Genomic DNA, 24,944 nt, shown 5'->3' with positions numbered 1-24,944 from the left:
GGCCGGCGTCTTGTCCTGCTCGACTACCAGACCACCTCGGCCATCGAGCAGTTCAAGCCCGAGCCGATGCCCATCAGCGCGATCCGGTCGCCCTTCTTCAGGCGGCCCAGGTCGCGCAGCTTGCTCAACACGATCGGCACGCTGGCCGGGCCGATGTTGCCGTGCTCGCCGAAGATGGTCATCACCTTCTTCGGGTCGATGCCGAAGTTCTTGATGAAGGCCTGGGTGTGCGGCTGGCTGACCTGGTGGATCACGAACTGGTCCAGTTCGTCCACCGCCCAGCCCAGCGCCTGCTTGGCGGCGGTGAAGGTCTTCTGCGCCAGCTTGATGCCCTCGATCAGCAGCAGCCGGGTGTCGGTGACCATGCGATCCAGGTTGCCCCGGCACAGCGTGTTCCACTCGGTGGCCGAGCGGGTCACGCCACCGCGGTAGCGCGGGGCGTCCGGCACCAGTTCGGCGCGCGCCATCACCATCGCCGCGGCGCCGCAGCCCAGGGTCAGCGCCGCCAGTTCGTCGCGGAACTCCTGCGCGGTCACGTCCGGCGAGGTCATCCGCTCCAGGGTCTTCTCGTACACCAGGTTGGCGGTCTCGCCATCCACCACCAGCGCGTAGTCGATCTCGCCGCGCTCGATCATCCGCGCGGCGATGTCCATGCCGTTGATGAAGGCCAGGCAGGCATTGGCGACGTCGAAGGTCATGCACTGCTCGCCCACGCCCAGGTTGCCGGAGACGATGCTGGCGGTGGACGGCTCGAGGTAGTCGCGGCTGACCGAGGTATTGACCAGCAACCCGACCTGGCCGGCCTCGATGCCCGCGTCTGCCATCGCCTTGCGCGCCGCCAGGGTGGCGGCATCGGACGCCTGCATCTCCGCGTCCCACATGCGCCGCGCATGGATGCCGGCGATGTCGCCGAGCACGTCGGTGCGGATGCCCAGACGGTCATAGGTCGGCTGCAGGCGGTCGTTGATCTGCTTGGAGGTCAGCGTGTGCGGCGCATCGATATGCGCCAGTCCCGCGATGGAGACATTGTTGAAGAGCATCGAGATGTACGCCGGTATCAGGCGAAGGGGCGCCAATTCTAGCGGCTGCCCGGTTTTACCGCATCTTTAACAAATTGGAACGCAGCGTATGGATGAACCTATTCAGCGAACACTGCACTGGTAGGCGGCAAAGCGCTGATCGCCGTCGGTCGGTTCGCCCATTGCCTGCACCGTGTTGGCGCCCACGCCCGGGGCCTCGTTGCGGGCCAGGGTCTCCAGTTCCTCGCGCACCCGCAGCGGGTTGCGCTGGTAGAAGCCGACATTGCTCTTGACCGAGACCACCACCTCGCCGCGCTTCTCGCAGCCGCCCGGCGCCTGCCCCGGCGGCAGCACGCGCACGGTCTTGCCTTCCGGCGCCATCGGCACCCAGGTACAGGCGGCGAGACTGGCGAGCAGGAGCAACGCGATCGGGAGGCGCATGGAGAGGGACCGCAGACGGAGAGAACCCGGATTGTGCCGCAGATTGCTGAATTGGCAATGACGCTGGCGGGGCCGGGGGCCAATCGCAACGCAGCCAGCCATGGGCGACTCGCGGCGCGAGGCTGCGCCGCCCGCACGCTCATCCGCCCCTGCGGGGCACCTCCCCCGAAAAGGAGGCTATGGTCCCGAGAGAGAAGGGACAGCGGCTAGCCCCTCTCCCATCGGGAGAGGGGTTGGGGTGAGGGTCCGGCGCAAAAGCGTCTCGCGGAGTTGGGTGCACGAGGCTGTGCCCGTACCCTCATCCGCCCCTGCGGGGCACCTTCTCCCGAGGGGAGAAGGAACAGCCGCTAGCCCCTCTCCCGTCGGGAGAGGGGTTGGGGTGAGGGTCCGGCGCGAAAGCGTCTCGCGGAGTTGGGTGCACGAGGCTGCGCCCGTACCCTCATCCGCCCCTGCGGGGCACCTTCTCCCGATGGGAGAAGGGAACAGCCGCTAGCCCCTCTCCCACCGGGAAAGGGGTTGGGGTGAGGGTCCGGCGCGAAGCGTCTCGCACGGTCGGCGCCCAAGGCGCCGCCCGCCCCTTCATCCGGCCACGCAGGCCCGCCTCAGCGCTTGGGCGCGGCCGGCACGGCCGCGCCCTGCGGCTGGCCGTCGGCGTCGATCACCGTCACCTCGCCCAGCTTCAGCCCGCGCACCGGGCGCTCGATCTGCTTCAGGTCGCCCACCACCACCCAGGTCAGCGCGTTCGGGTCCAGGGTCGCCGCCGCCTCGCGCACCTGCGCCGGGGTCAGCGCCTCCAGCTCGGCCTTGCGCTTGAACACATAGTCGTCGGGACGCCCGTAGCGCACGATGCCGCCGATGACGCCGAGCACTGCGCTGGCGGTCTCGTAGGCGCCGGGCAGGCTCAGCGTCTGGATGTTGCGGATGCGCTCCACCTCCACCGCGGTCGGCGGCGCCTTGCCGCTGGCGAAGGCGCTGATCTCCTTCTGCATCTCCTGCAGCGCCGGCGCGGTCTTGTCGATCTGCACCGGCGCGCTGGCCGCCCACGGGCGCTGGCCCAGGGCACCGGAGGCGGAACTGCGCGCACCGTAGGACCAATGCTTGTTCTCGCGCAGATTCATGTTCAGCCGCGAGGTGAAGTCGCCGCCGAGCACGCCGTTGGCGGCATCGAAGCGCACAGAGGCCGGGTCGGTGGTCGGCGGGATCAATTGCGCCGCGAACAGATTGGCCTGCACCGCACCCGGCTGGTCGATCAGGTACACCCGCGACTTGGCCGGCCGCGCGACCGTGGCCGGCGCCGGCAGCGACGGCGCGGCGCCCTCGCCCTTCCAGTCGCCGAACTGCGCATCCAGCAGCGGCACCACCTCGGCCAGCGTGGTGTCGCCGACCACGATCAGCGTGGCCTGCTCGGGGCGGATCCAGTCACGCTGGAAGTCGACCAGGTCGGCGCGCTCCAGCGCCGCGATCCCCGCCTCGGTGCCCTTGCCGCTGAACGGGATCGCGTACGGATGGCCGGCGCCGTACAGCAGCGGCGGCAGCACGCGCATCGCCACCGCGCCCGGCTGCGCCTTCTCCTGGCGGATGCCGGCGATCCAGCTCGCCTTGATCCGCTCGATCTCCTTCTGTTCAAAGCGCGGCCGCCGCAGCATGTCCGCGTACAGCGCCAGCGACGGCGCCAGGTTCTCCTTCAGTGCCGACAGGTAGGCGTTGCTGCCGTCCAGCGAGGCGCCGGCGACCAGGGTGGCGCCCAGCGCGTCGGCGGCGTCGGCGAAGCCCAGCGCGTCGCGCTCGCCGGCGCCCTCGTCGAGCATGCTCATGGTGAAGTTGGCGGTGCCCGACTTGCGCCCCTGGTCGGCGCTGTAGCCGCCCGGGAACTCGTAGCTGAACTGCACCACGGGGATGTCATGGCGCTCGGCCAGGATCACCCGCGTGCCGTTCTTCAAGGTGGCGCGCTGCAACGCCGGGAACTTCAGTTCCGGGAACTGCAGGGTCTTCGGCGGGCCGGCGCTGCGGTCCACCACGCTGGGCAGGGTTCGGTACTTCGGATCGGCCGGCGGCGGATTCAGCGGCGTCGGCTCCACCGCCGGGTCCTCGACCAGCGCCACGCGCTCGCCCGGCTCCACCAGCAGGGTGTGCTCGCCCTTGCTCAGCCAGGTGCGGCCCACCGCCTTCAGCTCGCGCGCGCTGGTCGACTCGATGGTGGCCAGCGAGGTGCGGAAGCAGCCGGGGTCGCCGGTGAACACCGCGCATTCGGCCAGCGCGTCGGCCTTGCCGCCGAAGCCGCCGATGCGCTCGATGCCGCGGATGAAACTGGCCCGGTACGCGGTCTTGGCGCGCGCCAGTTCGTCCTTGTCCGGCCCCTTGTCGAGCAGCCGGCGCACTTCCTCGTCGATCGCCGCCTCGACCCTGGCCGGGTCCACGCCCTGCTTGACCGTGGCGATGATGCCGAACCCGGATCCCAGCTGCGACGGCCACACGCTGGCGCTGATCTGGTCGACCAGCTTGTCCTCGTGCACCAGACGCCGGTCCAGCCGCGACGACTTGGCCCCGCCCAATACCTGCGCCAGCAGCTGCAGGCGGTCGATATCCGCGGTGCCGGTCTGGGCCACGTTCCAGACCCGGTAGATGCGCGCCTGCGGCACCTTGTCGGTCATCGTCTCGCGGGTGGATTGCGTGCGCTGGGCCACATCGACCTTGGGCTGGGCCATGGTCGGGCCGGCCGGGATGTCGCCGAAGTAGCGCGCCACCTTCTCCTTGGCGGTGGCCAGGTCGATGTCGCCGGCCAGCACCAGCACCGCGTTGTTCGGCCCGTACCAGGTGCGGAACCATTGCTTCACGTCGGCCAGCGAGGCCGCGTTGAGGTCGTTCATCGACCCGATCACGGTGTGGTGGTACGGATGGCCCGGCGGATACAGCGCGCGGCCCAGCTTGGTCCAGGCCTGGCCGTAGGGCTGGTTCTCGCCCTGCCGCTTCTCGTTCTGGACCACGCCGCGCTGCTCGTCGAGCGCGGCCTGGTCGATGGCGCCGAGCAAGTGGCCCATGCGGTCGGATTCCATCCACAGCGCGGTGTCCAACGCGGTGGTCGGCACGTTCTCGAAGTAATTGGTGCGGTCGCTGTTGGTGGTGCCGTTCTGGTCGGTGGCGCCCACCTGCTTGAACGGCTCGAAGAATTCGCCGCGGTGGTTCTCGCTGGCCTGGAACATCAGGTGCTCGAACAGGTGCGCGAAGCCGGTGCGTCCGGCCGGCTCGTCCTTGGCGCCGACGTGGTACCAGAGATTGACCGCCACGATCGGCGCCTTGCGATCGGTGTGCACGATCACCCGCAGGCCGTTGGGCAAGGTGAATTGCTCGTAGGCGATATCCACCTTCGCGGCGGCCGGTCGCTTCGCCGCCTCGGACGGCGGCGCGTAACTCAGCGCGCCGAGCGCGGTGGACAACGCAATGGCCAGCAAGGCCCCTCTTGGGCGGATCGACACGGTCATGCAAGTTCCTTTTTGACGATGGGTGCAAACGGCAACGGAACCTGAATCGTAACGGCCCACGGCCATGCTCGCGTATGCCGATCGGCCCACTCCGCACCCGGCCACGCCCGGACCCTGAACACCGCGCCCAAATCAGGGCCAAGGCAGCGCACACGCGCCGGGAGCGGACGTACGCACATGACCGAATGTCCGCCGCCGGACACTGCGCGGTGGCGCCTTCGCCTTTAAGAACAATCACTTGCGATTGGCACAGGACCTGCTGTCCAGCTAGGCAGCAAGTCCAAACCCGTCATTTAATGAACAAATGCTTAATGAAAAGACTATTTGACAGAAAGGCCTTGCACTGCCTGATTAGGTGTACTACCTTACTACAACACCACTGCTCAACAACACCAACGAGGCCCGCCATGAAAACCACGTCCTTCGCCCTGACCTTCGCCATCGCCGCCCTGCTGTCCGCCCCGGCCCTGGCCAACACCCGCGTCGTCACCCTCGACAGCGTGCAGGTGCGCCCGTCGGCCGAGCAGATCGCCCAGCGCGCGTTCGAGCGCGACAGCGGCATCCCCACCCTGGCCGCGGTGCAGGTCCGCCCCTCCGCCGAACAGCTGGCGCAGCGCGATGCGGAACTGTCCAGCCAGATCGCCACGCTGGCCTCGGTGCAGGTGCGCCCCTCGGCCGAGCAGATCGCCGCGCGCGAGGCCGAGCAGGCAGCGAGCCGGCGCGTGGTCACCCTGGCGACGCTGCAGGTGCGCCCGGATGCCGACACCCAGGCCCCCTTCGCGATCGGCAGTGTGGTCAGCGGCGCCCTGGACAGCGCGATGCTGCAGCTGCAGCCGGGCCTGCAGAACCTGAGCCAGGACCTGGCCAGCGGCCTGGGCCGCTAAACCGACCCGGCGGCCGGCGCGTACACTGCGCCGATGATCGCCACGCCCACGCTGCACGTCCTGCTGTTCCAACCCGAAATACCGCCCAACACGGGCAATGCCATCCGCCTTTGCGCCAATACCGGCGCGCAGCTGCACCTGATCGAGCCGCTCGGCTTCGACCTCGGCGACAAGCAGCTCAAACGCGCCGGCCTGGACTACCACGAGTACGCACGCCTGCAGGTACACGCCTCGCTGGACGCCGCGCTGCAGTCCATCGCCCCGCGCCGCCTGTTCGCGCTCAGTACCCGCAGCACCACCCGCTACGACGCGCCGACCTTCGCCGACGGCGATGCCTTCCTGTTCGGCCCGGAGACCCGCGGCCTGCCCGCCGAGGTCCTGGAGCAGGTGCCGCCGGCGCAGCGACTGCGCCTGCCGATGCGCCCGCACAACCGCAGCCTCAACCTGTCCAACGCGGTGGCGGTGGTGGTGTTCGAGGCGTGGCGGCAACTGGGCTTTCCTGGCGCCGACTGAGCGCAGGACGCGCCTGCGATCGGCGCCGCGAACGCCCCGGTCCGACCACGCGACGACGGCATCGCCATGCACGCGCCGCGTCCGCCGCGCGGTTGAAGCCGGCGACGCTTCGTTCCTACACTGGAGCGCGGCGCATCTCCGGCTGCTTCGACACTTCCGTAGCGCTACGGCAAGGTTTCCGCGAATGGCATCGTCCCCACCGAAGACCGCCGACGACTGGGTCAGGATCCGCCGCGACCAGGAAACCGGCATCGAAAGCGTGCATTCGCATTTCCAGGGGCATGCCTACGACCCGCACGATCACGACGAAGTGCTGGTCGGGGTGACCCTGCAGGGCGTGCAGCGCTTCCATTGCCATCGGTCGCTGCACACCAGCACGCCCGGACGCGCCATCCTCATCGAACCCGGCGCGGTTCACGACGGGCACGCGCCCGCGGCGGAGGGCTTCACCTACGCGATGCTCTATCTCCCGCAACCCTGGGTGGCCGGCATGCTGCAACGGCTCGGCCAGCACGACATTTCCGCGATCCAGCCGGCATTCCGCAGCACCTTGACCAACGACGCGATGCTTAGCGCGGCGATCCGCCAGGCGTTTCTGGCGATCCATCAGCATGAAGGCCGCCTGGCGCGCGACCAGAGCCTGGACCGGATGATGGACCTGCTGTCCCCGCATCTGTCCGCCGAAACGCGCAGTCCCTCCGAGTCGGCGCAGCGGATGGCGCGGGCGCGGGAGTTCCTGCACGCGTACATGGAGCGCGACGTCGGCCTCGACGAGCTGGCCAGCCACGCCGGGCTGGACCGGTTTCGCCTCACCCGGCAGTTCCAGCGCGCGTTCGGCCTCTCGCCGCACGCCTATCTTATCCGGCTGCGGCTGCGCGTGGCCCGCGCCCTGCTGGCCAATGGCCAGGAGCCGGCGGACGTGGCCACCCAGGTCGGGTTCGCCGACCAGAGCCATCTCGGCCGCTGGTTCAAGCGCGCCTATCGGCTCACGCCGGCCGCGTACCGGCGACAGTGCGCCGATCCAGCTGCACAGGCGTTCTAGAACGCAGCGGTAGCGGTGCGGACCATGGCCGCACATCCCCACCGCGGAGCTTCCCGTGTTCGACACCAAAGTGGCCCTGATCGTCCGCAACGACCTGGCGATCTGGCAACGCCTGAACGTGGTCGCCTTCCTGGCCACGGGCATCGCCGTGGCCGCCCCCGAGGCGATCGGCGATCCCTATGTCGATGCCAACGGCCATCGCTACGGCGCCATGCTCGGCCAGCCGATGCTGATCTTCGAAGCCGATCTCGGCGGCCTCCAGGCCGCGCACCGGTTGGGGCTCACCCGCGAGATCACCGTGCTGCCGTACGTGTTCGCCATGTTCTCGACCGGCCACGACGACGCCAATCGCCAGGCATTCGCGGCCGAAGATCCTGCCGCCCCGAACCTGGTGGGGCTGGGCCTGCGCGGGCCGCGAAAGGCCATCGAAAAGGCCACAAAGGGCCTGTCGCTGCATCGCTGACGCATCGCGCGCGGGGTCAGGACAGGTCGTGCAGGTCCTTGCCCAGCACCGGCCCAAGCTTCCAGTCGGAGAACCGCACCTTCAGCCCTTCGCGTTCCGGCGTACAGGTCATCGGGCCGACCAGGTACTTCGAGGCCATCGGGAATGGACACAGACGAACCAGCGGCCAGTATTTGCCGTCGCGCGAGACCTGCAGGCGCAGCACGCCGTTGTCCACCGTGGCGCGCATCCAGAAATCCGACGCGTCCGTCTCGTACGGACCGGTGGCCCAGTCGGAGCGGCCATCGGTCAGCACGCTGCTGAGCATGGCCCGCCCGTCGCTCAGTTCGATGCCGGCCTTGACCCAGCGGCGCTCGTCGACCCGCACCATGATCCCGGCCTGATCGTAGAGCTGCTCGAACTTTCCGCGAACGCGGAGTTGGCAAGTGAAACCCGCCGGCGCGGCGATGCCGAGAAAGTGGCCGCTGTCGCGGGTGAAGCCATAGTGGGTCTCGCGCCAGAAATCGGTGCCCTTGTCGGTGACCACTTCAAGCACGTCGCCGGCCAATACGCGATGGACCTTGGGCGCATTGAGCCAGGTGCCCGCCTCCCAGGCGGAAGGCGCCGCCGCGCGCGCGCCGCCGGTGGCCAGCACTACGCCGCCCGCGGCCAGGCCGCCCAGGGTCGCCCTGCGGCCGACATCCACATCCTGCTTCCCAGAATTCGCCATCGCTCCACTCCTTAGGTCGTTGCCATCTGGACGCCATCGTCGATGGCCGTCGTGCACCTCAGCGGCGAATTTGTACATCCGTACCAATTGAGTTGTCAATCGCGAACTGCGATCATCGGCCTCCGTCGAAATCGCGTGGACAGGCATGAGCGGCAGGACCTGGCGCCAGGATCCAAACAGGAAGGAGGCCATCGAGCAGGCGGCGTTGCGCGTGATCCTGGATCACGGCGTCGCGGGGACGACCTTCCGCAAGGTCGCCGAGGAAGCGGGCGTTCCGCTCAGCGCCACCACGTATTACTTCGGCTCGATGCACGAATTGCTGATCGCCGCGTTCACCCGCTTTTCCCAGGAAGTCTCCACAGACTTCGCCGCCGAGATCCGCGCCGCGAAGAACCGTGAACAGGCTTGCGACGCGGTGGTCAACATCATCTTCGCCGAAGGCACGGCCTCGCCACGGGTGCTGCTGCTGAGCTACGAACTGTATGCCTTCGCCCGCCGTCATCCGGAGATGACCGCGATCATGCAGCAGTGGATGGCCAGAAGTAGAGCCGCATTGGAGACCCACTTCTCCGCCGCCGCGGCCAGCGCCATCGACGCCTTCATCGAAGGCGCGACGATCCATCGTTCGGTGGTGCGCATGAGCAGGAAGCGCGTGCGCGATGCGATCGTGCAACTCGCTGCGCTGTAAAACCGAGTTCCTAGAGTGCAACTCGCCGAAGGAGAAGGCGAACGTGAGTCTGGTTGGTCAGCGCCGCGGCACCGAGCGCAGTCAGCACTCGAATGGCACAGGATATCGTGCCTACTGGTGGTCGAACCTTTTAATCGAATAATCCGGCAATGAATCATTCCAAGCCATGGGATCCACCTCCAAGAACTGAGCGAATCACGTAGGATTCTACTTATCCAGCATAAAATTTTTCAAGCTCATCGTTATTTTTTCATGTATATCACCCGATCAACCCAAAATAGCAATTTTTCAGGCACTGGCTATCGCGAATGTTGCAGATGTCAATTACTAATCGGATTCGCTTCTTCAAAAGGCGTATCGTCGACTTTTGGCTTTCCTTCCCACGCACCGAGAGATTCATACTCCGCCCAAGTGGCCCGAAAAGTTTTCTGCAACAGCACACGCTTGCACTCCCCCGGCCAACTCAAAGGGCTTCGCATATCGACTGCCACATCTATCGAGGCATCTATGGCATCCGTCCCTACTGATAGGATCTCAACTTTCCCAGAGCTAGCGGCACCGTAACAACCTTTCTTGCCAGCAAACGCACTCGATCCACGACTGTAGAACACGCTCGCTGCACCTCCTTGAACGCTAAAGACGTCGCCTGCACTCACGTATTTTGGCAGTACAACCGTAATTTTCGAGAAGCTGCTTCCGTCCATCTTTCCTGATGGCGTGAACTCCCGAATAGCAATTACGGTCATCTGACCTGGATGGAACCGATGGCAAGCAAATTGTAGCTGCCCACTATCGACATCTAAGCAGTTATGCGCATCCGTCGATACATTCTTTACAGCAAAATTTGTCTGTTTAGTTGTCGCGCACGAAGCAACAAGGAGTGCCAGTGCTACCGAGACGAACCCAACTGCGCTACTCGCATCCACAGTTTCCGTCCTTAATAGATGAATTTTGAATGGCAGTCCGCCTTTTAGCTTCTTTCCATACCTCTGAATGCGGACCAGAATCCTTGTCCCCCTTACCAGATTTTCGCCCTAACGTACGATGCAGTAATTCATTCACGATCGTATCGTACAAATCCAACTTCTGCTCATAAGAAAGCTGCAGCAATAACAATCATCCAAAGACAAATTATCTGCGGCCCAGTTCCTCATAGATTGTCGAGGAAGAGCGTTTCATTGTCCGCCATCCGATCGAACGGTTGACGCTCGAGGACGACGCCAAGCAGAAAATTAAGAAAAAGCCCCGCACCGCGGGGCTTCGCTGCTTCATCTCGTGGGACGCAGCCCACCTACGGCTCCTCGGCAAGCGCTCCCAAATCGACCTCCCGCTGTACGAGCATCGACTACTGATGGTAACGTCTTTCGAGCGAAAACTGCGACCATTGCCACATTTGGCAACGAAGCAATAGAGTTTCGGCTTCGGGCCAGCAACAACTATCATGGTAGTAGAGAAGTCATCATGAACATTCCGTGTGGGCGACTTCTTCTCGCTCTCAGTGGAGATCATTCCAAGCTGGCGAAGCTCGTTCGATTTATCTTTATCTGCTAGCCCATACACCGGCGCCGATCCGGACACCCAATGACCCATGTCGCCGCCAAAAGCGGTACACCCCGTAGTCATCAAGTCCCCAAGATAACCGGCAGCGCCATCTTCACTTCTTGCACCCCTTGGCCCGCTTTAGGAATTTTCTGAGCGCGCCGGAAAGAAAACAAGGATAGCGAGGGCCAAGAGCAGCACACCTAACGAGATTCTACACTCACCCAGGACGTCGTTGTACGCCAGAATTCCAGCATTAAAAGCATCCGTTGACTTTGGCAATTCATTTTTTCTAGCAGCCACTCTTATCAGAGCATTCATATAGAATGTGAGCAAAAATGTCCCCCACCCCAAAGCTCCAAGAGCAAAGTAAATTCTATAAGTTGAAGTTATTTTCCGTATACATGCAATGACAGCGAATGCCAGCATTGCCATTGATACATAGATAATCATCTATTATTTCCCACATCCACAAGTGTTTCTTTGTCCGCTAGCGCGCTCCCTATTACCCATTTCATAGCCTGCATTAATATCCTCAATACTGTCTAGATCGCCATCACTCCTGCCGTCGATGTAATCGTAGAAGACGCCCGCCTTTCGAACCGACTCATAGCCAAATCCTTGGGTATCGAACCAAGCTGCCATATATCCTGCCGCGTAATTTCCAAAGGCCGGAGCTGAGTAACGCACTCCGGAAATCATGAATGTGTCCGTTGGCTGTCGAATTTTGTAGTCGAATTTTCCACCTGCGGAATGATTCCACGCTACTGTGCCTAGACGCCACGAATTGAGTGGCACTTGTGGTACCTTGTTTAGCTGCATGACGACTTTGTCCAGCTCGGCTCGAGTTTCGCATGCGTCGTAATCCTTCAAACCAAGCGGATCAATGCGCGAGATAGGATTAAAATTAGCATAGCTGTATGTATTCACTCCCCCTGTTAGACCCAGGGGGTCACTCTGCAGATATCGGCCAATGACTGGATCGTAGTCTCGATAGCCGTTGTACCAGAGTCCCGTCTCGGAGTCGAAGTACTGCCCAGGCAGGCCCAGTCTGATGCCCCCCATCTGGTCTTGGATGACCGTGCGCCCGTAGGCATAGTTGTAGGCCTTCCATACAACCTGTGCCGAACCATCTGTCGCAAACTCTGGCCTGCCCAAGTGGTCTGTACGCACTGCGTAGATCTGCCCGTTACGCGCGACGCCAACCAAATCCCCGTTGAACCATAGATAGTTGGACCAGCCGGATGCATCATGATCTGCAAGCAGGAGGTTCTGCCCGAGAAAAGCCAGCGTCGTCGCCCCTGCGCCCGACACCGTCTTGGACGTCCGCTGACCGAGGGCATTGACGAAGTACCGGGTCTCCACCCCATTCACCACAGCACCTGATAGGCGATTGAAGCCATCGTAGGTGTAGGTGCGCCGATCACCCGGAGCGTCCTCACTGATGCGGCTACCCGTAGCATCATAGCCATATGCGCGATCAGCATCGCCGGGACGGTTCGTCTGATAGCCAGACAGCCGATTACTGCCTGCGTCAATTGCGTACTGCCGCAAGGACTGCCCATCCGTGTATGTCAACCAGTTGCCATTGGCGTCGTACTGCATCGTGTGGGTAATTCCCGCACGCGCAAGTGAAGCAAGGCGACCGGCACTGTCGTAAGCAATGGACTGCGTCATCTGCGCATCGAGCATGTCATCGATGGAGGCTATTCTTCCGACCGCATCATAGTGATAGCCGATGTCCTGTAGCGCCGCTCCATCCGTCGTGCGATATGCGACGCGACGCGACAGCCGACCCGCTGTATCGAACGAATTGCTGTAGACCAGTCCGTTGAAAATCGTCAACCGAGCCAACCGCCCTTCCGCGTTGTACTGAGCATTGGAAACAACGCCCTGTACGACCCCGGCTACCTTCATGCTCATCGCGGACAGCCAGGCACCGCTGTACCCATAGCCCGCAACGGTCCCATCGGGATAGGTGATGCTCGACAGCCTACCTGCAGAGTCATATCCGATCTGCATAGCCGTTTTTGCAACGCCGGGCAGCGCAAAGTCTTCCGAACGCTCAGCCAACTGCCCATCCGGAGCATAGGACATTGCTACAGTGGAAGCGTGATTGACGGCCGAACATATCCTGCCAATGCCATTTGTACAGCTATCATAGGTCCACAGCCGATCATCACCAGCAGCCGAACTCGAGATAATCCGCCCAAGCTCGTCGTATTGGATGACCGTTTCGATACCATCGGATCGGATGCTCCGCACTACACGACTCGGGGCCTGATAGTGATATGTGCTGCTACCCGCATCGGGACTCACGGTACGCCACGAACGACCAAACCCATCGCGTTCGTAGGAGGTCTCCAATCCGCGTGGATCGACCACCGAAATCACGCGATCCATGGCGTCGTAGCGGATCTTTGTGACCGCTCCAGCCGCGTCCGCGGAAGAAATCGCGCGCCCCAGGGCATCGTAGCTCAGTAGCGTCTTTTCATTGCCTGCACTGCTGCGCTCAATCACCCGACCATTGCCGTCGTAGCGGCTGCGGCTCGTGTTCCCCGCTGCGTCTGTTCGGGCAATGACGCGCCCCAGTTCGTCGTAGGTGATCTCCGACCTCGACAGCACCTCGCCCGGCCGCACGCCTGCCACTGCCGAGGCACGCACCTCTGCAATCGTTTCCCCTTGGCTTACGACCCGCAACAGCATTCCCTCTGCGGGGATGCTGTCCAGCGCCACACTGCCGCCCGGCCCCTGCGCCAATTGCGTCGCAGCGCCCGCTCCCGTTACACCCAGAAGCTGAGCAGTTCCCTTGGACACCAGCCATTGGACCGTCGAGGAGCAGGTGGACTGCCCCCATGCGATCGTGCACGGATTGGGGTTGACCACGATGCTGCCGACCGGCACCGAAGGCATGCGAAACGTACCGGACCCACCGATAAGATTGTTAGCACCACCTACAGGCGAAATGCCGTGAACGTAGAGCGGCTGACCGACATGTTCACGGCGCGCCGTGTAGCTCAGCGGCAGCTTGAACCGGTAGTTTGCTCCGGAAGCCCCGCAGGCGGAAGCGACAGCGGGCTCACTGGATTGATCTGCGCGCGTACTGGCGACAAACACCCCTTGCCCAGCTGCACCGCGCGCGTAAAGATGGACGTCGATGGAGTCGTTTCGATTCGTGCTGCACGCCCAGCCCACTAGCGCGTTTTCATCGTCCGAAAGCCCATCGATATTTCCGGTCACCACGGAAGGGGGTGCAACGACAGTTACAGCTACATTTGCAGTGGGGACCCCAAACCACTCCACTCCGTCCTGCACCATTTGCCACTGGAAGTTGTACGCCCCAGGCGTCGTCGGCGCCCGGACCCGGGCGTTAATCACCGCGGTGGCTCCGGGACCGACATCGCCAGGCAGTGAAAGACGACCGGTACCCCAGATGGTGTTGTCATTCACTGCCCCTAGTGCATAGCGCGCAGCTGAACTCCACGTCGTGTTGCCGGCGTTGTTCATCCGTAGCGACACGTTGTAGAACTTTCCTGCTTCCATCTGAGAAGGCACATTCTGGTCTACGAACTGCGCCTTGTTAATCGGCCCGTTTACCCACAGCGTTGCTAAGCCCGACGCAGCACCGAAGCGCCCGACGCCATTTCTGATCATCTGCAACTGGAAGCCATATTCACCTGGCGGGGGCGCGGTCACGTTGATATTGAATGTGACCGATCCACCAGGGCTCACCGGATGGGGGACTGGGACGTTGGCGAAGGACCATGTCCCAGCATAGCTGTCGTGAGCTCCTCCCAACTGATACTCATAGCCCGCCGGCCAAGTGGTGTTACCCGTATTACGCACCGTCGCGGAGAACGTATAGGGTGTCCGATGCTGCAGCGGCCCGGGAATCTGCACGCCCGTGAACTCCGCACCATCAAACGGTGCTGGAGGAGCGCTGACCGTGATTGGTCCCACCGCGGAAACCAGTGAACGACGCGCCTGATCACCATCAGGAAGGTTACGCACTGCGTCCGCACGCAATTCATAGTAGTAGGTGCCTGGGCTAAGGCCCACCTCCCTGTACACACCACCCGCTTGAATGGTGACGACTGTCCCGTTGCGCAGCAGCCGAAGTCCATCGATGTACTCCGCCTTTGGGCCGGTAGTAGTGGCCCCCCAGTTGACTTTCAGATCAAATGCGGCAGGTGCCTGGTAGCTGTTGCTGGGAGGCCCATCAAGGCGAATCCAGCCTTCGGCAGACGCATGGCCGATCACCGCCAAGAACAGTATTGAGAGGAGGGCGAATCGAACGAATGCGTTCATGGCTGCGTCCCCCGACCCGGATCGGCGTACACGCGCTGTATCGTTTCGCTGGTGGGCAGCGACAACGCGTTGTATGTGTATCGCGTTTCGGCAAAGCTCCCGCCCGGCTCCGGAATTGAGGTGGATATCAACCGCCCAGCTACATCGTAGAGATTGGAGATACGAACACCATCCGGCCCGGTCACTGATGCCAACTTCCCAAAGGCGTCATACTCGTATTGGGTTGTACGAGTGCCATTGGGAAGCACCAACCGGACCTCCGACGGACGTCCACGCGAATCGTAAACGAAATTGGTCCGCACACCATTGACATCGATCGAATAGCCCGGGTATCCATAATTTGTGTAGTCTCCCATAACGATGGCATGACCCATGCTGTTCTCTATCCGCGTCAGGTCGCCCATGTCCGAATAGGTAAAGGTCACCGCATCGCCATTGCCCGCGGCAGGCCCGTCCTCGACCATTCTGCTGACCAGGCCATTGGAATGCAGTTGATAGCTAAACGTCGTGGTTTGCACCTCACCCTGCGCATTTCCGGACACCAAGCTCTTCTGCGAGCGTGTCGTCAGACGATTGTTGGAGTCGTAGCTGTAGCGGGTTTCCAGGACACCTTGCAGGGTCTCGGCGGCGAGCCGGTTGTTCTGCTCGTCCCATTCGAACGTCGTTGTCCGTGCAACGGGTGTTCCACTTGCCTCCTCTCGAAGCAGCAAATGTCCATGGCCATCGTATTGATAGCGAGTCAGATTCCCTTCAAAGTCCAAGGTGAGAGACTTGTTTCCATTTTCATCATAGTGCGTCTCACTATATCCAGCAGCGCAATTTGCCGAAGGAAGTCCTTCAATCGCGATCAGTCGCCGGTCCTTGAAGCGGTAGCGAGCAACCTTTCCAAGCGGATTGGTCTCCACAGTGACGCTTTCACCATTGGAGCCTTGCTCATAGGCGAAGCCGAAGCGTTCAACCCCGCCCGAGTGTGCTGTGGAAGTTGCTCGTTGCTGCTGATCATAAGTGAACATCGAATAACGGCTGCCATTGATCGACTTGCCTGTCAGCAGCGGAATTCCATTACTCTGCCCGAGCTCCTTGTAAAGATAGTGATACTTGACGGTAGTCGCCGGACTGCCGGCATAGGTGACAGACTCGAGGAATCCGTATGCGTCTTGGGTATACCCGTACTCGATGACATTTCCCTGTGGATCACGCACACGGATGATGCGCGGACCAACCCCGGTCTGTGTGTTTTTCTGAGTCCAGGTGAACTCGATGTAGCGCCCGTTGCTGTGGGTGACGCGCTGCAACTGGCTCTCTTCTGGGCCTCCATAGCTTAGTGTCCAGCGCACGCCATTGGCATTGCGAATCTCCACCATCTTGCTGTCGGCGTATGTTTCGGTAGTTAGGTCCGGACTGACATAGATCCATTTTCCTCCGGCAGCCGACGACAGATATCCACCCTGTTGTGCGCCATCCTCCCTGTAGACCCCGTCGCCTCCCCGCTTGAACACCAGATATCGTCCATCCGGTCGACGCATCCGCGCCTGGTTCGAATCGGTGTAGACGATCAGTTGCCGATCCAGATTGCTGTACCAGCTGTCGAAGATGTTGAAGCGCTCCATGGCAGCGGAGTTGAAGGTACGCTCCAGTGTCAACGGCATTTCGCCGCCCCCGGTAAAATCCACTTCGGTTTCGATCTTCGTTCCAGTGCGAACAACTACAGGATTGCCACTCTTGGGGCATTCGTCGGAGGAATCCTTTCCTTTCTCATCCGGCTCTCCCTTGCTCGTCTCGACAAAGTCGTCCCATTGATTAGGGCGTGGAAAGAGATTCGAAGGAATACCCCATAGGGCCATGAAGCCCTCTAGTCGCCCTGGCGAAATCCTATATGCAACCGTTGTCGTTCCGGGAAGATCCGTAATGCCACTGGAGCTCAGGCCCGTAGCTCCTCCTGTACTGGGCTGATTCTGGATAATTCTTGCATCAGCATCGACAACTGACAGGCAGACCAGAGCAGCCAACAGCGTGACCCGCACATGGCGAGAACTTTCACAGGCGGTCCGTTGGCTGGAGCCCAAGCGCTGGCGAGAGAACAGAAGGCTGAGCGTTAAGCGGCAAGCCGAATCCATTTGCATTACCTCGCATGGATTCGCGCACGCGTCATCCATGACGTCGTTAACATGTTTGGTGTGCTATCGACCCGCTGATCAGCAGCGGTTCCCCATGGCATGAGCGTTGCGCTCATGCTTCGTTTACTTTACATAGCTCGCTAAACCGTTGTCAATTTCTCAGGACGTGTCCAACGGCGTCGCTAACGACACCTTGACCACGAGACAGCAAAGAGCCCTTATATGCGATCGTCAATATCCAAGGCACTGCACCCACACGCGTACGTCTTCTGAGCTACGAACTGGTGCCTATGCTCGCCTGCATCCGAGATGATTGTGATCGTGGAATAGTGGATGGCTGAAGGCCATGCGGCGCTGGAGTCCTTCTAGATGCCAGCATCCAGCGCCATTGGTGTCCTCATCAAGCGAACCGCGGTTCGTCTCTCTTGCTGCGCGTGGGCAGCAAAGAGGCACCTGGCAACGCGATAGAACAACTCGCTGCGCCATGGTTCGCTGCAGCGCCAATTCGTGATCACTGCATGCAGCAGCGGATGCGCAAAGTTCCTGAACCCCACGTTTAATTCATGTACTGGTCAGTTTGAAATTCAGGGCAAGTTCGGGTCGCTAACGGATAATTTACATATCGGCAGCGAACGGCCCCACGCCTCAGCGCCGACTAAACCAATAACAAGGGTATCCCGATCATGAAGACCTCTCTGCTCGCTCTTGGCCTCCTGGCCACCCTGCCGTTCGCTGCCTCCGCGGCCGAAGGCCTGTCCTACAACTACGTCGAAGGCGGTTACGTGAAGACCGATGCCGACGGTGGCGATGCGGATGGCTGGGCTGTCAAGGGTTCCTATGCGCTCCACCCGAACTTCAGCGTGTTCGGCGACTTCAACCGCCAGAAGACCGACTTCGGCGACGTGCGCGTCGACCAGTGGCGCATCGGCGCCGGCTATAACCATGAGATCGCCACCAGCACCGACCTGGTGACCCGCGTGTCCTACAACCGCCTCGCCCCGGAATCCGGCACCAAGTTCAACGGCTGGAACGCCGAAGCGGGTATCCGCACCGCGTTCAATCCGTACCTGGAAGTCTATGCGCTGGGTGGTTACGAGGACTACCTGAAGAAGGACGGCGTCAACCCGGAAGGCCAGTTCTACGGCCGTCTCGGCGCGCAGGCCAAGCTGAACCAGAACTGGGGCCTCAGCGCCGACCTGAAGATGGACCGCCACGGCGACAAGGAATGGTTCGTCGGCCCGCGTTTCAGCTGGTAAGCGGTACAGCGTCACGCTGCGCGCGGCGTCTCTCTCTCCCGCCGCGCGCGGTTCGAAGCCCGGTCCCAGGACCGGGCTTCTTTTTTGCGCCGTCATCGCGCACCACGGCGGCACGAAAAAGCCCGGCCGAAGCCGGGCTCTTTCTTTTCCGCTGCGACCGCCGCCGCTCAACTGAACAGCGTGGTCGGATACTCCGGCTTGCGCTCGCGCGCCAGCAACTGCTGCAGGCCCACCGCCGGGGTCAGTTCGCCATGCAGCACCGCGCGCACCGCGTTGGAGATCGGCAGGTCGATGCCGTGGCGCTCGGCCTGGCGCATCACCTCGTCGGCGGTCTGCACCGACTCGACCACCTGGCCGATCGCGCGCACCGCGTCCTGCAGCGGTTGCCCGCGGCCCAGTGCCAGGCCCAGACGGCGGTTGCGCGACAGGTCGCCGGTGCAGGTCAGCACCAGGTCGCCGAGGCCGGCCAGGCCCATCAGGGTTTCCGGCTTGGCGCCGATCGCCGCGGCCAGCCGCAGCATCTCGTTGAGGCCGCGGGTGATCAGGCCGGCGCGGGCATTCAGGCCCAGCTCCATGCCGTCGGCCACGCCGGTGGCCACCGCCAGCACGTTCTTCATCGCCCCGCCCAGCTCGGCGCCGACCATGTCGTCGCCGGTGTAGGCGCGGAAGGTCGGGCCGTGCATCGCGTCGGCGACCTGCTGCGCGAACGCGGCATCGCCGTGCACGGTCACCGCGGTCGGCAGGTCCAGCGCGACTTCCTTGGCGAACGAGGGCCCGGTGACCACCGCCAGCGGCACGCCCTCGCCCAGGATCTCCTGCGCTACTTCGTGCAGGAAGCGTCCGGACCCGGGCTCGAAGCCCTTGGTCGCCCAGGCCACGCCGGCCTGCGCCGGACGCAGCGGCGCCAATTGGCGCAAGGTCTCGGTGAACGCGTGCGACGGCACCACCACCAGGATCCAGTCGGCACCGTCGACGGCCGCCGCCAGGTCGGTGGTGGCCTGCAGCGCCGCCGGCAGCGGGATCTGCGGCAGGTAGCGCGGGTTCTCGTGGCGTTGCTGGATCGCCTCGGCGACGGCGGCGTCGCGCCCCCACAGCACGGTCGGGAAACCGTGCCGGGCGACGAGCGCGGCCAGCGCGGTGCCCCAGGAACCGGCACCGAGGACGGCGATCTTCTTGGCGGCGTTATCGCCCATGCGCAACGGCGAACGCGCTCAGGCGTTGCCGGCCGGCTCCGAGTCGGCCAGCGACTGGGTCTCGTCCTGCTGCGCACGCTGGCGTAGGGTTTCGGCGTACAGCGCTTCGAAGTTGATCGGCTGCAGGAAGAACGGCGGGAAGCCGCCGGCCTGGATCAGGTCGCTGACCAGCGCGCGCACGTACGGGAACAGGATGTTCGGGCACTGCGTGCCGAGCAGCACGTCCACCGCCTGCGGGTCGAGGCCGACCAGGCCGAACACGCCGGCCTGCTGCACTTCGGCCACGTAGGCGGTCTTGCCGGCGGCGGCGCAGGTCAGGGTGACCGCGAGCACCACTTCGAAGGCCTGCTCGTTCAGGCGCTGCACGCGCTGGTTGAGGTTGAGCTGCAGCTCCGGCTGCACGTTGTCGTTGAACACCGCCGGCGCGTTGGGCGACTCGAAGGACACGTCCTTGACGTAGATCTTCTCGATGGTGAAAGCGGGGCCAGCCGCGGCTTCGGCCGGCGCCGCGGCGCCGTTGTTGGTGACGTCGGACATTTCTTGACTCCGGTGGATTCAGGTAACAGAAAGAAGCGGGATTATCACACGCCGGCCGCGGCACTCGGCGGCCGGCCGGGCGGGATGGCTCAGCGGCCCTTGACCAGCGGCAGCTCGGCCTGCTGCCAGGCGGCGATGCCGCCCTCCAGCACGTAGACCTGCTCGAAGCCGGCCTTCTTCAGTTGCTTGGCGGCGCCGTCGGCGGTGGTGCCGCTGCGGCACACCAGCACCACCGGCTGCGCCTTGGCATTGGCGACCAGCTTGTGCTCGGGGCCGAACTGGCTGGCGGTGGCGTTGCGGCTGCCGGCGATATGGCCCTTCTCGAAATCGGCGGTGGCCGACAGGTCGACCAGCACCGCGTTGCCGGCGTTGATCAGGCGGGTCAGTTCGGCCGGCCGCAGGCTCTTGTAGCCGCGGAACAGGCGCGCCACCTCGGTGACGATCAGGGCGATGGTGAGGCCCACCAGGGCCAGGGCCAGCATCGGGTTGCGGCCGGCGAAGGCCAGCAGTTCTTCGAAGTTCACGGGAATCGGGGGCTGGAAGCGGGCGCCGATTGTCGCACAGCTGGCCGGCGGCGCTACTGGCCGTTCCACAGGTCCGGCAGGCCGTCCAGCAGCCACCAGGTCTTGGCCTGCGCGTCCCAGCGCCAGCGCTCGCGGTAGCGGACGATGCGCTCGGCCTGGGTATTGCGGTTGATCACGCCCAGTTCGATGTCGCGCACCACGTCGCCGTCCAGCACGCCGACCCGGCCGATCTTGTAGGAGGACACCTGCACCTGGCGGTAGCGCTCCCGCTCCAGGTCGGTCAGCGGGTGCGCCTGCCTGTAGGCGGGGTCCACCACCTCCCACGCCGAGTCGAATTCGCTCCAGCGGATCGCCGCGCCGTAGGCGGTCTGCAGATCGTCGAGCTTGTTCTGCTGGCCGCGGCTGCCGGCCACGGCGGTGCCGGCCAGGCCCAGCGTCAGCAGCAGCGCCAAGGCGCGGAACTTGGAGTGCATGGCGGATCCCCGGGGCGGCGCGAGCGGTGCGCGCATCCTACCCTTTCGCGATGGCGACGAAGCGCCCGCTGAGGGTCGCCGCGGCGGTACCGTCGGCCGGGCCGACCTGCGCCTGGATGCCGATGCGGGCGCGTCCACGTTGCCGGAAGGTCTGCACGAACGCGTCCCAGTCGGCGTCCGCGGCGGCGCTGGCCTGCGCGTGCAGGTCGGCGTACAGCGGCGCCAGGTAACGCACCTGGCTGTCGGCGACGTAGACGTCGGCCTGCAAGCCGGCGCGCTGCAGTTCGCAGTTGACCAGCGCCCAGCCGGCCAGGGTCATCACCGAGCCGAGGCTGCCGCCGAAGGCGTTGCCCTTGTCGTTGATGTTGGCCGCCAGCGGCGCGGTCAGGTGCAGCCGCTGCGCGGCATAGCCGTGCAGCGCGACCTGCAGCGCCGCCACCGGCGGCATCGCGTCGAACTGGCGCTGCAGCTGCTGCAGGAACGCGTCGAAGGAGGAATCGGCGGCCATGGTGCCATTGGTACTGCCAGTGGGGGCTCGCATAATGCCTGGCATGAGCGCAGATGCAACCGACGCCTGGACCCTGATCTCGCTGCGCCCGCAGGGCGAACACGCGCCGTTGCGGCGCGCCGCGGCGCGGGTCGGCGCGCGCCTGCTGGCGGTCTCGCCGTGGCGCCTGCAGGCCTGCACCGACGACGCCGCGCGCAGCGCGCTGGCGCTGGCGCTGGCCGCGCCGCGGGTGATCTTCAGCAGTCCCGCCGCGGTGCGCGCCGCCGCCGCGCTGCAACCGCTGCAGGCGGCGCCAGGGCAGTGCTGGCTGGCGGTGGGCGTCGGTACGGCGCGCGCGCTCCACCGCCACGGCATCGCCGAGGTCGCCACGCCGGCGCGGATGGACAGCGACGGCCTGCTCGCGCTGCCGCAACTGGCCGCCAGCGACGACCCCGTGGGCCTGGTCACCGCGCCCGGCGGCCGTGGCCTGATCGCCGCGCAACTGCAGGCGCGCGGCACCCCGCTGCAGCGCGCCGACGTCTACCGCCGGCTGCCGGTGCCGCTGTCCGCCGCCTGCATCGCGCGGGTGCGCCGTGCGCCGCCCGGCGTGTTGGCGCTGAGCAGCGGCGAAGCCTTGCGGCTGGTGGTGCCGCAGCTTCCCGACGACGTGGTCGCGGCGTGGCGCGCGCGGCCGCTGGTCGCCGCCAGCGCGCGGCTGGCCGCGCTGGCGGCGGAACTGGGCTTCGCCAAAATCAGCAGCGCACAGGGCCCACTGGCACAGCAGTTGGCCGCGGCCGCCGCAGCGGCCGTAACGCGCTCGCGACCTCGCTGAACGCGGGCCGGCGCATGGCTTGCGGGCGCAGTGCCGCTCACGCCATGCTCCCGCGGTGCCGCGCGTCCGGCCGTCGCCCATATCGCGACGGGACGCAGACCGACAAGGATCGCTGACGATGACCGACATCCCGTCCACGCCCCGCCGCTCCACGCGCTGGATCTGGCTGCTGCTGGTGCTGGCCATGCTGGCCGCGCTGGCGGTGGCCGGCTGGCGCGGCTGGACGTGGTGGCAGGCGCGCAACGCGCGCGCGCTGGCCGAGCAATCGGAGGTCCAGCTGCAACTGCAGGCACTGCAGGACAACCTGGAAACGCTGCGCCGCGACCAGCGCGCCACGGTGCAGCGGGTGCAGGACGCGGCCAGCACCAACCGCGTGCTGCGTGACGAGATGCTCGGCCTGAGCCAGCGCAGCGCCCTGCTCGAGGACAACGTGGCCAAGCTCGCCGACTCCAATCGCCATGGCGCGCAGGCGCTGCGCCTGGACGAAGTGGAGTTGCTGCTGAGCCAGGGCCAGCAGCGCCTGCAGGTGGCCGGCGACACCCAGGGCGCGCGCCGTGCCTACGCGCTGGCCAGCGGCGTGCTGGAAGGCGTGGACGATCCGCGCTATCTCAACCTGCGCCAGGTGCTGCTGCAGGAGCGCACCGCGCTGGACGCGCTCGGCGATGGCCCGCAGGCACGGCTGGCGGCGCAACTGGACGCCTTCGCTGACAGCCTCGACGCGCTGCCGACGCAGTTGCCCGAGCCGGCGCAGGCGCCGCTGTGGCAGCGGCTGCTGTCGCCGCTGGTCAAGATCCGTCCCGCGCAGGGCGGCGTGCTGGCCGCGCAATCGGACCGGATCGCCGCACGCGACGCGCTGCAGCTGGATCTGAGCCTGGCACGTGCGGCACTGGAACGCGGCGATGCGCGCGGCTACCGCAGCGCTCTGGCCCGTGCCGGCACCTGGCTGCAACGCCTGTGGCCCGATTCGGCGCCGTTGCGGCAACGCCGCGCGACCCTGCAGACCCTGCGCGACGCCGCCCTGCGCCCGACCATTCCCGAACTGGGCACCACCCTGCAGCAGTTGCGCAGCATGCGTGACGCAAGGAGCCAACCATGAAATCGCTACGTTCCCTGATCGTGTTGCTGGTGGTGATCGCGCTAGGCGTGATCGGTGCGCAATGGCTGGCGCAGGACCGGCTGGGCGACCTCGGCGAGGTCATCGTGCGCGCCGGCGGCAACGACTACATCTCGCCGCTGCCGCAGGCGCTGCTGTTGCTGGTGATCGCGTTCCTGGCGCTGCTGCTGCTGTGGAAGCTGCTCAGTTTTCCGTTCCGCGCCTGGGGCCGGCATCGTCGCAAGCAGTCGCGCGCGCGCCTGATCGAAGGCCTGACCGCGCTGCACAACGGCCAGTGGACGCGCGCCGACAAGCAATTGAATGCCGCCGCCGAAGATCCGGAAGTCAGCGCCATCGCCCTGGTCGCGGCGGTGCGCGCGGCCGATGCGCGCGCCGACGCGCAGGCGGCCACCGCCTACCTGCAGCGGCTGGCCGAACGCGACGCGGGCGCGCACGCGCTGCTGCAGGCCGAGCGCCACCTGGCCCAGCAGCGTCCGGTCGATGCGATCAACGCGCTGGACGTGGCGGCGGCGCAACCCCTGCCGCCACGCGGGCTGCTGCTGCGCACCGAAGCGCTGGCCAGCATCGGCCGTGCCGGCGAGGCCTATGGGCAGCTCGGCGCGATCCGCCAGCAGCAGGCGCTGCCGCTGGAGGCGATCGGCCCGCTGGAAACGCGCCTGGCCGCGGCCTCGCTGCAGGAAGCGGCCGACGCCAACGAACTGGCCGCGCGCTGGGAAAGCCTGCCCAAGTCGCTACGCAGCGAACCGCCGGTGGTCGCCGCCTACGCGACCCGCGCCGCCGCGCTGCACTGGGACGATGCCGCGTTGCGCAGCGTCGAACAGGCGCTGGAGACGCGCTGGGACGAAGGCCTGGCCGCGCTGTACGGACGCCTGCCGGTGGAGAAGTACGATTCGCGCCGCGCCAGCGCGCAGCGCTGGCTGCAGAGCCATCCGGACAGCCCCGGGCTGCTGCTGACCCTGGCGCGACTGGCGCGCCAGCAACAGCAGTGGCCGCAGGCCGAGGAGTTCCTGCACCGCGCGCTGGCGCTGGACGCCGGCGCCGAGGCCTGGGAGGCGTTCGGCGATGGCTATGCCGACGCCGGCGACACCGCCATGGCGCAGCGCTGCTACGCCAATGCCTTGCGCGTGCAGCGCGGCGAGCCCGCGCAGTCGTTGCCCGCGAGTGCGTCCACGGTGGTTCCGCTCGCGCCGGAACCGGAGCCGGGCCTGGCTGAGCATCGCGACGAGCACGGGTTCCCGCGCCTGCAGGATTGACGAGGCGGCGGCGCGGCACTGGCACGCCACACGGCCCAGACACGCGCTGGCGGCGGTCGGTGCTGCCTCGCCG

General features: G+C 64.9%; 21 protein-coding genes. 9 read left to right on the top strand and 12 right to left on the bottom strand.

The genetic code is table 11. From position 1 onward, the window contains the following. Positions 1-23 precede the first annotated feature (23 nt). From AB3X07_RS01510 to AB3X07_RS01500, 3 genes are all read right to left on the bottom strand, one after another. Positions 24-1,040, bottom strand: coding sequence for a 3-oxoacyl-ACP synthase III (locus tag AB3X07_RS01510; RefSeq protein WP_369942122.1), 1,017 nt, complete (start codon positions 1,038-1,040; stop codon positions 24-26). 102 nt (positions 1,041-1,142) lie between these two features. Next, a complete protein-coding gene (locus AB3X07_RS01505; RefSeq protein WP_369942120.1) occupies positions 1,143-1,460 on the bottom strand; it encodes a DUF4156 domain-containing protein in 318 nt (105 codons plus the stop codon). A gap of 602 nt (positions 1,461-2,062) precedes the next feature. Beyond that, positions 2,063-4,939: a M16 family metallopeptidase gene (locus AB3X07_RS01500; protein WP_369942118.1), complete on the bottom strand. Its 2,877-nt coding sequence runs from the start codon at positions 4,937-4,939 to the stop codon at positions 2,063-2,065. Positions 4,940-5,346: 407 nt separating this feature from the next. Between AB3X07_RS01500 and AB3X07_RS01495 the strand changes: the two genes are divergently transcribed. The 4 genes from AB3X07_RS01495 (at position 5,347) to AB3X07_RS01480 (ending at position 7,841) form a co-directional block, all read left to right on the top strand. Beyond that, positions 5,347-5,823 (top strand): hypothetical protein, encoded by a 477-nt coding sequence (locus AB3X07_RS01495; RefSeq protein WP_369942116.1) that lies wholly within the window; start codon positions 5,347-5,349, stop codon positions 5,821-5,823. A 33-nt stretch (positions 5,824-5,856) separates the two neighbouring features. Beyond that, positions 5,857-6,336, top strand: coding sequence for a tRNA (cytidine(34)-2'-O)-methyltransferase (locus AB3X07_RS01490; protein ID WP_369942114.1), 480 nt, complete (start codon positions 5,857-5,859; stop codon positions 6,334-6,336). Between the two features lie 184 nt (positions 6,337-6,520). Next, a complete protein-coding gene (locus AB3X07_RS01485) occupies positions 6,521-7,378 on the top strand; it encodes an AraC family transcriptional regulator (protein ID WP_369942112.1) in 858 nt (285 codons plus the stop codon). A gap of 70 nt (positions 7,379-7,448) precedes the next feature. Further along, entirely contained in the window at positions 7,449-7,841 is a 393-nt protein-coding gene (locus AB3X07_RS01480) for a DUF2000 family protein (RefSeq protein ID WP_369942110.1), read from the top strand. Between the two features lie 16 nt (positions 7,842-7,857). Here AB3X07_RS01480 and AB3X07_RS01475 read toward each other — a convergent pair whose 3' ends face one another. Next, entirely contained in the window at positions 7,858-8,550 is a 693-nt protein-coding gene (locus AB3X07_RS01475) for a DUF1349 domain-containing protein (protein ID WP_369942109.1), read from the bottom strand. A 145-nt stretch (positions 8,551-8,695) separates the two neighbouring features. On the opposite strand from AB3X07_RS01475, the gene AB3X07_RS01470 reads away from it, so the two are divergent. Then, complete coding sequence (locus AB3X07_RS01470) at positions 8,696-9,238, top strand: TetR/AcrR family transcriptional regulator (protein WP_369942107.1); 543 nt, start codon at positions 8,696-8,698, stop codon at positions 9,236-9,238. A gap of 320 nt (positions 9,239-9,558) precedes the next feature. On the opposite strand, the gene AB3X07_RS01465 is transcribed toward AB3X07_RS01470, so the two are convergent. The 3 genes from AB3X07_RS01465 to AB3X07_RS01455 form a co-directional block, all read right to left on the bottom strand. Beyond that, positions 9,559-9,984, bottom strand: a complete 426-nt coding sequence (locus AB3X07_RS01465) for a hypothetical protein (protein ID WP_369942105.1) — start codon at positions 9,982-9,984, stop codon at positions 9,559-9,561. Between the two features lie 1,249 nt (positions 9,985-11,233). Continuing rightward, positions 11,234-15,085, bottom strand: coding sequence for an RHS repeat domain-containing protein (locus AB3X07_RS01460; RefSeq protein ID WP_369942103.1), 3,852 nt, complete (start codon positions 15,083-15,085; stop codon positions 11,234-11,236). Further along, positions 15,082-16,929: a DUF6531 domain-containing protein gene (locus tag AB3X07_RS01455; RefSeq protein ID WP_369942102.1), complete on the bottom strand. Its 1,848-nt coding sequence runs from the start codon at positions 16,927-16,929 to the stop codon at positions 15,082-15,084. The genes AB3X07_RS01460 and AB3X07_RS01455 overlap by 4 nt, the downstream gene beginning before the upstream one ends. Before the next feature lie 956 nt (positions 16,930-17,885). Here AB3X07_RS01455 and AB3X07_RS01450 point away from each other — a divergent pair. Continuing rightward, positions 17,886-18,458 carry an Ax21 family protein gene (locus AB3X07_RS01450; protein WP_369942101.1) on the top strand — a complete coding sequence of 191 codons (573 nt, stop codon included), beginning with the start codon at positions 17,886-17,888 and terminating at the stop codon, positions 18,456-18,458. A gap of 167 nt (positions 18,459-18,625) precedes the next feature. On the opposite strand, the gene AB3X07_RS01445 is transcribed toward AB3X07_RS01450, so the two are convergent. From AB3X07_RS01445 to AB3X07_RS01425, 5 genes are all read right to left on the bottom strand, one after another. Next, positions 18,626-19,651, bottom strand: coding sequence for an NAD(P)H-dependent glycerol-3-phosphate dehydrogenase (locus tag AB3X07_RS01445; RefSeq protein ID WP_369942100.1), 1,026 nt, complete (start codon positions 19,649-19,651; stop codon positions 18,626-18,628). An 18-nt stretch (positions 19,652-19,669) separates the two neighbouring features. Beyond that, positions 19,670-20,188: a protein-export chaperone SecB gene (gene secB / locus AB3X07_RS01440; RefSeq protein ID WP_369942098.1), complete on the bottom strand. Its 519-nt coding sequence runs from the start codon at positions 20,186-20,188 to the stop codon at positions 19,670-19,672. An 89-nt stretch (positions 20,189-20,277) separates the two neighbouring features. Further along, the gene (locus AB3X07_RS01435) at positions 20,278-20,712 is read right to left on the bottom strand and encodes a rhodanese-like domain-containing protein (protein WP_369942096.1); all 435 of its coding nucleotides are present in this window, start codon (positions 20,710-20,712) and stop codon (positions 20,278-20,280) included. A gap of 53 nt (positions 20,713-20,765) precedes the next feature. Further along, entirely contained in the window at positions 20,766-21,185 is a 420-nt protein-coding gene (locus tag AB3X07_RS01430) for a hypothetical protein (protein WP_369942094.1), read from the bottom strand. Positions 21,186-21,222: 37 nt separating this feature from the next. Continuing rightward, positions 21,223-21,693 carry a YiiD C-terminal domain-containing protein gene (locus tag AB3X07_RS01425; protein WP_369942093.1) on the bottom strand — a complete coding sequence of 157 codons (471 nt, stop codon included), beginning with the start codon at positions 21,691-21,693 and terminating at the stop codon, positions 21,223-21,225. Positions 21,694-21,736: 43 nt separating this feature from the next. On the opposite strand from AB3X07_RS01425, the gene AB3X07_RS01420 reads away from it, so the two are divergent. From AB3X07_RS01420 to AB3X07_RS01410, 3 genes are all read left to right on the top strand, one after another. Continuing rightward, entirely contained in the window at positions 21,737-22,504 is a 768-nt protein-coding gene (locus tag AB3X07_RS01420) for a uroporphyrinogen-III synthase (RefSeq protein WP_369942091.1), read from the top strand. A 118-nt stretch (positions 22,505-22,622) separates the two neighbouring features. Beyond that, complete coding sequence (locus AB3X07_RS01415; protein ID WP_369942090.1) at positions 22,623-23,600, top strand: uroporphyrinogen-III C-methyltransferase; 978 nt, start codon at positions 22,623-22,625, stop codon at positions 23,598-23,600. Further along, a complete protein-coding gene (locus AB3X07_RS01410) occupies positions 23,597-24,871 on the top strand; it encodes a heme biosynthesis protein HemY (RefSeq protein WP_369942088.1) in 1,275 nt (424 codons plus the stop codon). Before AB3X07_RS01415 ends, AB3X07_RS01410 begins: the two co-directional genes overlap by 4 nt. Positions 24,872-24,944: the final 73 nt, after the last annotated feature.

The sequence above is a fragment of the Xanthomonas sp. DAR 35659 genome (genome assembly GCF_041242975.1).
GTDB lineage: Bacteria > Pseudomonadota > Gammaproteobacteria > Xanthomonadales > Xanthomonadaceae > Xanthomonas_A > Xanthomonas_A medicagonis.
The sequence above is the reverse complement of the archived record's forward strand: the minus strand, read 5'-3'. Positions and strand labels throughout refer to the sequence as shown.

What these genes read in the sequence shown, in the direction of transcription:
- AB3X07_RS01410 (WP_369942088.1), top strand. Translation starts at nt 23,597, where the DNA reads ATGAAATCGCTACGTTCCCTGATCGTGTTGCTGGTGGTGATCGCGCTA.
- AB3X07_RS01500 (WP_369942118.1), bottom strand. Translation starts at nt 4,939, where the DNA reads ATGACCGTGTCGATCCGCCCAAGAGGGGCCTTGCTGGCCATTGCGTTG.
- secB (WP_369942098.1), bottom strand. Translation starts at nt 20,188, where the DNA reads ATGTCCGACGTCACCAACAACGGCGCCGCGGCGCCGGCCGAAGCCGCG.
- AB3X07_RS01495 (WP_369942116.1), top strand. Translation starts at nt 5,347, where the DNA reads ATGAAAACCACGTCCTTCGCCCTGACCTTCGCCATCGCCGCCCTGCTG.
- AB3X07_RS01460 (WP_369942103.1), bottom strand. Translation starts at nt 15,085, where the DNA reads ATGAACGCATTCGTTCGATTCGCCCTCCTCTCAATACTGTTCTTGGCG.
- AB3X07_RS01510 (WP_369942122.1), bottom strand. Translation starts at nt 1,040, where the DNA reads ATGCTCTTCAACAATGTCTCCATCGCGGGACTGGCGCATATCGATGCG.
- AB3X07_RS01470 (WP_369942107.1), top strand. Translation starts at nt 8,696, where the DNA reads ATGAGCGGCAGGACCTGGCGCCAGGATCCAAACAGGAAGGAGGCCATC.
- AB3X07_RS01475 (WP_369942109.1), bottom strand. Translation starts at nt 8,550, where the DNA reads ATGGCGAATTCTGGGAAGCAGGATGTGGATGTCGGCCGCAGGGCGACC.
- AB3X07_RS01485 (WP_369942112.1), top strand. Translation starts at nt 6,521, where the DNA reads ATGGCATCGTCCCCACCGAAGACCGCCGACGACTGGGTCAGGATCCGC.
- AB3X07_RS01505 (WP_369942120.1), bottom strand. Translation starts at nt 1,460, where the DNA reads ATGCGCCTCCCGATCGCGTTGCTCCTGCTCGCCAGTCTCGCCGCCTGT.
- AB3X07_RS01450 (WP_369942101.1), top strand. Translation starts at nt 17,886, where the DNA reads ATGAAGACCTCTCTGCTCGCTCTTGGCCTCCTGGCCACCCTGCCGTTC.
- AB3X07_RS01415 (WP_369942090.1), top strand. Translation starts at nt 22,623, where the DNA reads ATGACCGACATCCCGTCCACGCCCCGCCGCTCCACGCGCTGGATCTGG.
- AB3X07_RS01455 (WP_369942102.1), bottom strand. Translation starts at nt 16,929, where the DNA reads ATGGCCCTATGGGGTATTCCTTCGAATCTCTTTCCACGCCCTAATCAA.
- AB3X07_RS01425 (WP_369942093.1), bottom strand. Translation starts at nt 21,693, where the DNA reads ATGGCCGCCGATTCCTCCTTCGACGCGTTCCTGCAGCAGCTGCAGCGC.
- AB3X07_RS01445 (WP_369942100.1), bottom strand. Translation starts at nt 19,651, where the DNA reads ATGGGCGATAACGCCGCCAAGAAGATCGCCGTCCTCGGTGCCGGTTCC.
- AB3X07_RS01430 (WP_369942094.1), bottom strand. Translation starts at nt 21,185, where the DNA reads ATGCACTCCAAGTTCCGCGCCTTGGCGCTGCTGCTGACGCTGGGCCTG.
- AB3X07_RS01490 (WP_369942114.1), top strand. Translation starts at nt 5,857, where the DNA reads ATGATCGCCACGCCCACGCTGCACGTCCTGCTGTTCCAACCCGAAATA.
- AB3X07_RS01465 (WP_369942105.1), bottom strand. Translation starts at nt 9,984, where the DNA reads ATGACCGTAATTGCTATTCGGGAGTTCACGCCATCAGGAAAGATGGAC.
- AB3X07_RS01420 (WP_369942091.1), top strand. Translation starts at nt 21,737, where the DNA reads ATGAGCGCAGATGCAACCGACGCCTGGACCCTGATCTCGCTGCGCCCG.